This window comes from Blautia sp. AF34-10, from assembly GCF_003477865.1.
GTDB lineage: Bacteria > Bacillota > Clostridia > Lachnospirales > Lachnospiraceae > Fusicatenibacter > Fusicatenibacter saccharivorans.
The window spans coordinates 45668-52079 of the sequence record NZ_QUED01000026.1 but is presented as its reverse complement, the minus strand read 5'-3'; the positions used below and the strand labels follow the sequence as shown (position 1 = coordinate 52079).

The 6412-nt window shown below is 46.8% G+C and carries 7 protein-coding genes; 6 read left to right on the top strand and 1 reads right to left on the bottom strand.

Features of this window, described 5'->3' with window-relative positions:
* Positions 1 to 458: 458 nt before the first annotated feature.
* Entirely contained in the window at positions 459 to 665 is a 207-nt protein-coding gene (locus DWZ60_RS14305) for a hypothetical protein (RefSeq protein WP_119221915.1), read from the top strand.
* Positions 665 to 1432, top strand: a complete 768-nt coding sequence (locus DWZ60_RS14300; protein ID WP_119221913.1) for a cell wall hydrolase — start codon at positions 665 to 667, stop codon at positions 1430 to 1432. Before DWZ60_RS14305 ends, DWZ60_RS14300 begins: the two co-directional genes overlap by 1 nt.
* 118 nt (positions 1433 to 1550) lie before the next feature.
* On the opposite strand, the gene DWZ60_RS14295 is transcribed toward DWZ60_RS14300, so the two are convergent.
* Positions 1551 to 2747 carry a nucleotidyltransferase domain-containing protein gene (locus tag DWZ60_RS14295; protein ID WP_022461109.1) on the bottom strand — a complete coding sequence of 399 codons (1197 nt, stop codon included), beginning with the start codon at positions 2745 to 2747 and terminating at the stop codon, positions 1551 to 1553.
* Positions 2748 to 2964: 217 nt separating this feature from the next.
* On the opposite strand from DWZ60_RS14295, the gene DWZ60_RS14290 reads away from it, so the two are divergent.
* From DWZ60_RS14290 to DWZ60_RS14280, 4 genes are read left to right on the top strand one after another with little or no spacing between them, the layout of a single operon-like run.
* A complete protein-coding gene (locus tag DWZ60_RS14290) occupies positions 2965 to 3234 on the top strand; it encodes a PqqD family protein (protein ID WP_022461108.1) in 270 nt (89 codons plus the stop codon).
* A 28-nt stretch (positions 3235 to 3262) separates the two neighbouring features.
* The gene (locus tag DWZ60_RS18385; RefSeq protein ID WP_243038342.1) at positions 3263 to 4270 is read left to right on the top strand and encodes an NAD-dependent epimerase/dehydratase family protein; all 1008 of its coding nucleotides are present in this window, start codon (positions 3263 to 3265) and stop codon (positions 4268 to 4270) included.
* Positions 4201 to 5442 carry a hypothetical protein gene (locus DWZ60_RS18380; RefSeq protein WP_243038341.1) on the top strand — a complete coding sequence of 414 codons (1242 nt, stop codon included), beginning with the start codon at positions 4201 to 4203 and terminating at the stop codon, positions 5440 to 5442. The genes DWZ60_RS18385 and DWZ60_RS18380 overlap by 70 nt, the downstream gene beginning before the upstream one ends.
* Positions 5439 to 6395, top strand: coding sequence for a hypothetical protein (locus DWZ60_RS14280; RefSeq protein ID WP_022461106.1), 957 nt, complete (start codon positions 5439 to 5441; stop codon positions 6393 to 6395). The genes DWZ60_RS18380 and DWZ60_RS14280 overlap by 4 nt, the downstream gene beginning before the upstream one ends.
* Positions 6396 to 6412 lie beyond the last annotated feature (17 nt).

Below are 6412 nucleotides of genomic sequence, written 5' to 3'. Positions count from 1 at the left end.
ATTTTCTTTCTTTTTAAAAGATTATACCATATGTAGAAAGAAATATCATGTAAAAATAAAAAGTTAAAAGAAAATTTGAAAATGCGTCAAAAGTGGAAAAGGTTTGTAATGCATGTCGAAAAATAGAAAAAGAACTGTCACAATTTCTTAAAAAATATTTGCGGAAAAAGAGGGCAGAAAGGGCAGAATGTGAAACAAAAGCAAAATAAAAAGAAGGAAACAAGACACGGAAAAGTATTCCAGGCAGGCCGCATGCAGAAGAAAAAGTGGGAATAAAAACCGATCCAATTCGTCAAAAAAGCGGAAAAGTGGTGAAAAATTGTGGGTTCTATGAAAAAAACGATGGGAAAAGACAGGAATGTTGTCGAAATATTCTAGTTGACAAAAAGATGTAACACTGGTAGAATCGGTTTGTAACAAGATGTAACAAAAACGTAATAATTATTCAGGAGGTAAGTATGACATTCAAAAAAAGTTATGTGCCGGGCATCCTGGGGAGCGTGCTCACACTGACTGTCATCATGGCTGCACCCGTAAAAGCAGAGACAAAGGAAGAAACCATTTTAAATAAAACAGACTGGAGCACAATGGCTGCAGCAAACGTAGAAGGATATGTCAACATCCGCAGCGAGGCAAACGCAGATTCGAGATCGTCGGAGTTCTGATGCCGGGCTATGCGGTTACTGTAACAGAAAAAGGAGACGAGTGGAGCAAGATCTCTTCCAATGGTGTAGAAGGCTACATAAAGAATGAATATCTGGTATTTGGGGAAGAGGCAAAAGCACATTACCGCAATATGTGCGGTATCACCGGAGTTGTTCAGGCGGACAGCCTTCGTGTCCGTGAGGCAGCATCCACAGATTCCGCGCAGGTTGGAACACTGACACAGAATGGTGAAGTCAGCATATTCGGCGAAGAGGCTGACTGGTATCAGATCCAGTACAGCGGAAGCAGCGCATACGTTCATGGAGACTATGTGACACTTTCAGAGGAGTTAAAAGGTGCTGTTTCCATGGAGGAATACCAGGCATCACAGGCCTGTGCGGCAAGCAGCGCAGCAGCAGCCTCCACAGCAGGCAGTGCATCGGTAATTTCCGCAGACAGCAATGATGTGGCAATGCTTGCAGCACTGATCGAGTGCGAGGCAGGCGGCGAGAGCTACACAGGAATGGTGGCAGTCGGAGCGGTTGTAGTAAACCGTGTCAACAGCGGTTCCTTCCCGAACAGCATTTCCGGCGTTATTTATCAGAGTGGACAGTTTACACCGGTTGCGACCGGAACTTTCCAGAGCGTGCTTTCCCGCGGAGCGAGAAGTGACTGTTACGCAGCTGCACAGGCTGCACTTGCAGGTGAGAGCCCGGTTGGCGGATGCCTGTATTTCAACAGCGGCTACGGCAGCGGAATTCAGATCGGATATCAGCATTTTTATTAAAAACAGGCGTGGAACCTTTGCAAGGGGATAGGCAGAGGGAAGACGCATTCCCATAGATTGACAGAACAGAAAAACGAGTAAGTGAACAGGGGAGACGTTCGCTTACTCGTTTTTCGTTTTATTGCAAATCGTTGTTGTCGAAGATTTTTAACAGCTTGGTCTTCCGGTTATCGGCCCGGAAGTCTGCCAGCGTCTGCCGCAGTGTCGTGTGGCGGATACGGTAGGTGTTGGACAGGAAACAGAAAAATGTGATGACCCAGAGAACCGGCCAGAGAAGTACGCATTTATGAAGCTTTGGGAACCGCAGCTTCATCTGAATATGGCCTTCGTGGAACCAGGCATGGATACCGGTGTGCTGGTAGGAACCGCTGCTGACAATTTTTCTCTGTGTATCACTGCCGAAATCGCCGTCTGCGAGAATTTTTTCCAGAAAAATGGCACAGTCAGAGGCAGAGCAGTGAACCTGCGGATCAATGGAGGCAGAAAGACCGAAATAAATACGGCAGGATTCCAGAATCAGCTCATACAGATGAAAAATTTTCGATTCCCGGCACCAGAAGTGGATTTTTTCAAAATTAACCTCGGAGGCATAACGTTCCAGATACAGAGTGAAATCGCAGAGCAGACGGCTGCCAAAACCGCTGTAGAGGTAATGCTTGAGCATGTGATGCAGCATGTAAAACACATTTTCCGTTGGCGGCAGTACCGGATAGGTCTGACCGTAGAGTTCCACGAAAGATGGTTTCAGATGACTGGCGGAAAAAATTTCGTCCACCAGTTCATTGGCCCGGGAAAACTGATAAATACCGACGATGCGGTAATGGAGTTCCAGCGTAAAGGAGCGGCCAGTCTCGGGAAAAGTGAAGCGGTAGGTGACATGGTGATCGCTCTCCTCCGGCTCCTCCGTGTAGCCATGAGCGTTAAGAATCCGGCAGGCACGGGAAAAAGCATCTTTTTCGGGAATATAAAGATCCAGATCTCCCAGCTTCCGATATTCGGGAATGGGATAATTGGCGGCGAGACTGATGCCCTTTAAGAGAAAGCAGGGAATCTTCTCCGCAAGGAGGAGCGAAAAAGTAAGGCGTGTAAAATGTTCCAGCTGATAATAGGAGAGCAGCATCTGCTTCGTCTGCTGTTTGAGAGCAGAAAACTGCGGCTGCTGTTCAAAATATGGCAGAAGAAACGGAAGCGAACAGTGTTTTTCGGCCAGACGGTATAAGGCGGACGGATCCACACCATCAAGCGGGACCGGTTCGGACAAATCCGTGCATAAATTTTTTAAAATCTGTAAATAAACGGCATCAAGCGGCTGCATAAGATACTCCTTTGGGGAAAAGATTTTTCAAATATGTTTTAGTATATCACAAAATGGAAAAAGAAAGTGCAGAGAAATAAAACTTTATTACAGATATCAATAAAAAGCAAAATAAAGTTTACAATGCAATTGGGTAGGGCTATAATAGAACTATTAGTATCCTTGTTTTTCTCTGAGGTAAGAAAGAAAAGCAAGACGCAGAAGAATGGAGATAAAAATGACCAGAAAAGGTGATTTTGTACTCAGACAGATTGCAGACGAATATGTTCTGATTCCATATGGGGCGACGGCGGAAAAGATGAATCAGGTACTCACACTGAGTGAAACAGCAGCTTTTATTTACGAGCAGACCGGCGATGCCGTATCTGCAAAAGAGATTGCAAAACGGCTCGGAAAAGCTTACGATATGCCGGCGGAGGAAGTGCAGGAGGACGTAAACGCAGTGCTGGAAACATTCCGAAACTATGGTATCCTGGAGCGTGTTTGAAAAATCTACGAAAACGGCGAGGTAGCGTATGATAGTATTTTTAGTCGGCGGCGAGAGCAGACTGATGGATGCTCTGATCACCAAAATGGAAAAAGACGGACATAAGACATATCTGCTGACCGGAAAGCGGGATGGAAGAGGAAAGTACCGCCGCGTCTTCGAACGGTATAATTTCCCCTACGACAGCGAGAGCGTGCGGGAAATTTTTACCAATGTAAACCCGGATCTTGTTATTTTTCTCGGAGCTTACGATACCAACTATGACTGGAGTGATGCCAGAAGAGAGTCGGTCCGTTACACCGCAGATCTGACGAACCTTCTTTCGGCGTATGCATTTAAACAAAATGGTCGTTTTGTGTACCTGTCTTCCGAAGTTGTTTATGGCCGGTCTTACAGCAGCGATATCCACGAAACGGAACCGGCATCGTCCAAAAGCTTTCAGGCAATGGCGATTTTGCAGGGAGAAAATATCTGCAAAAGCTATCGTGACACCAGAGAGATGGACACGCGGGTTCTGCGCTTCGATCATATGTATGATATTCCACGGAAAGGAAAGGCCGACAATAACCCATGTTTCCAGATGATGCTGAAAATGCTGAAAACCAATCAGATTGCAGCAAACAGCCGAAATGTTTTTTCCATGATTTATCAGAGCGATGCGGTGGAGTTTGCGTACCGCGTGATGATGGCAGAGCATCCGAAATATCCGCTGTATCACATTTCTTCCGGCGAGGTCATCAGTCAGATGAAACTGGCAGAGCTGATTCAGCAGAATGCGGGAGACGGAACGACGATTCGGGATGATACCGTCGGAGAGGGCTATCGCCTGGTGCTGGATGGCAGACGGTACAGGAAAGAATTTGACGGAAAAATTTTTGTCCCATACGAAGAAGGCGTAAAAGCTGTTGTAGAGTATATGAAGAAATACAGCAGTTCCTTTTTACAGAGAGAAGATACGGGCGCCGGATGGGGCAACCGGGTCTGGAGACTGCTGGTGCGGATTTTCCGCATGCTGGCTCCGTATCTGGAAACCTGATCTGTTTTATCCCGTTCTTTATGATTCATAACCGTGCGGTCGGCAGCCAGTATTTTGCAAAGCTGGATGCGTATCTTTTGTATGTGCTTTTGTTTGCGATTGTGTATGGACAGCAGCAGGCGATCTTCTCAGCGCTTCTGGCGACGGCTGGCTACTGTTTCCGCCAGATGTATAACCAGAGCGGTCTGGAAGTGCTGATGGATTACAGTACGTATATCTGGATGGCGCAGCTTTTTATCCTGGGCATGGTAGTCGGTTACATGCGTGACCAGATTCATCATATCAAAAAGGACGATCAGGAGGAGATCAGCTATCTGCACGGACAGCTTGGCGATATGACTGAGATCAACGACAGCAATGTGCGGATGAAACAGATTTTTGAACTGCAGCTTGTCAACCAGAAGGACAGTCTTGGAAAAATTTATGAAATTACATCGTCACTGGATCAATACGGTGCCTATGAGGTGCTTTTCTATGCAGCACAGACGATTTCCAAGCTGATGAATACGGAGGATGTGGCGGTTTACACCGTTGCCAACCAGTCGTATGCGCGTCTCTTTTCCTTTACTTCGCCGACGGCCAGAAAGCTGGGAAATTCCATCCGCTACCCGGAGATGGAAGCGATGTATACGGATCTGAAAGAACGCCGCGTATTCATCAACAAGACGATGGATGAGCGCTATCCGCTGATGGCGCAGGCCATTTATGCGGAGGATGAAATGCAGATCATTCTGATGCTGTGGGGACTTCCGTGGGACCGCATGAACCTGGCCGAGTCCAATCGTCTGACGGTCATCAGCTATCTGATTCAGAATGCGGTTGTCCGTGCAAACCGTTATCTGGAAGCACTCCGGGAGCACCGTTATCTGGGCAACAGCAGCATTTTGGAAAAAGAGGCATTTACACAGCTGGTAAGTGCGTTTTTTGAGGCAAAGCGGAATGGACTGACAGAATGTTCCCTGGTAAAGATTACCTGCGGAGAAGAAAAATATCTGGAAGCAGCAGAGGTGCTCGGAAAGAAACTGCGACAGACCGATTACGTCGGAATGCTGGATGGCGGCCTGTATGTATTGCTTTCGGATACAGAGGAAAAGAATGCGCTGGGTGTTATTACTCGTTTTGCAGAAGCTGGATATGAGAGTACAATTGCAAATGGGGAGGTGGCCGCATGAGCATAAACGGAACACTGGCGTTTGTGATCCTGTGGATCGTGAATGCTCTGATTGCGCTTGTGTATCTGCTGGTTGGAATTTTCCTTTATGTTCCGGCGTGTGATCTGAAAAGAGAGCAGGGGGAGGAGATTCAGTACGACAATCGGAGAGCATTTTTTATTCGTTTTATCGTCATGGTTCTCTGCCCGGTCGTCGGTCCGGCATTTTTTCTGTGCAGTTATCTGATTTACAAGACGGTATTCCGCCAGGCGGTCGATCTGGAAGATGTTATTTTCAGCAAGGAACGTGTGCAGACACATCTGAAAGCGGACGAGGAGCGGGAGCGCAACATGGCGCCGCTGGAAGAATCGCTTGCCGTCAGTGACAAGCGGAATATGCGTATGCTGATGCTGAATGTGATCCGCGGAGATATGCAAAAATCCCTGGAATCCATTACCATGGCACTGAACAGCGAAGATTCTGAGACATCCCATTATGCGGCCTCGGTATTGCGGGATGAGCTGAACGATTTCCGGTCCAATGTGCAGAAAATGTACACGCAGATGCAGCAGGAAACAGAGACGGAAACAGAATGTGAAGAAATGCTGATCGATTATATGAATCGAATTTTAAGTCAGAAAATTTTTACAACAATGGAGCAGACCAAGTATGTCAATATGCTGGAAGAAGCGGCCGAATCGCTGTACCAGAAAAACGGTGCACGAATTACGGCAGACCGGTACGAGGGACTGTGCCTGAAACTTCTGGATTTAAAAAAAATTCCGGAAACCGAAAAGTGGTGTATGCGTCTGGCACGGCAGCACGGAAATGCGCTGGCAGCGTATACCTGCCGGTTAAAACTGTATTTCACAATGGGGGAAAAAGAGAAATTCTTCGAAGTTTTGCAGGAACTGAAAGAGTCTGATATTATTATTGATAATGAGACGCTGGAGCTGATCCGGATTTTCAGTTAAGCAGGAAGAAAAAGAAA

Bases quoted from the DNA above. Each gene is read 5' to 3' on its own strand.
- DWZ60_RS14305 (WP_119221915.1), top strand. From the start codon at position 459: ATGACATTCAAAAAAAGTTATGTGCCGGGCATCCTGGGGAGCGTGCTC.
- DWZ60_RS14280 (WP_022461106.1), top strand. From the start codon at position 5,439: ATGAGCATAAACGGAACACTGGCGTTTGTGATCCTGTGGATCGTGAAT.
- DWZ60_RS18380 (WP_243038341.1), top strand. From the start codon at position 4,201: ATGGGGCAACCGGGTCTGGAGACTGCTGGTGCGGATTTTCCGCATGCT.
- DWZ60_RS18385 (WP_243038342.1), top strand. From the start codon at position 3,263: ATGATAGTATTTTTAGTCGGCGGCGAGAGCAGACTGATGGATGCTCTG.
- DWZ60_RS14300 (WP_119221913.1), top strand. From the start codon at position 665: ATGCCGGGCTATGCGGTTACTGTAACAGAAAAAGGAGACGAGTGGAGC.
- DWZ60_RS14290 (WP_022461108.1), top strand. From the start codon at position 2,965: ATGACCAGAAAAGGTGATTTTGTACTCAGACAGATTGCAGACGAATAT.
- DWZ60_RS14295 (WP_022461109.1), bottom strand. From the start codon at position 2,747: ATGCAGCCGCTTGATGCCGTTTATTTACAGATTTTAAAAAATTTATGC.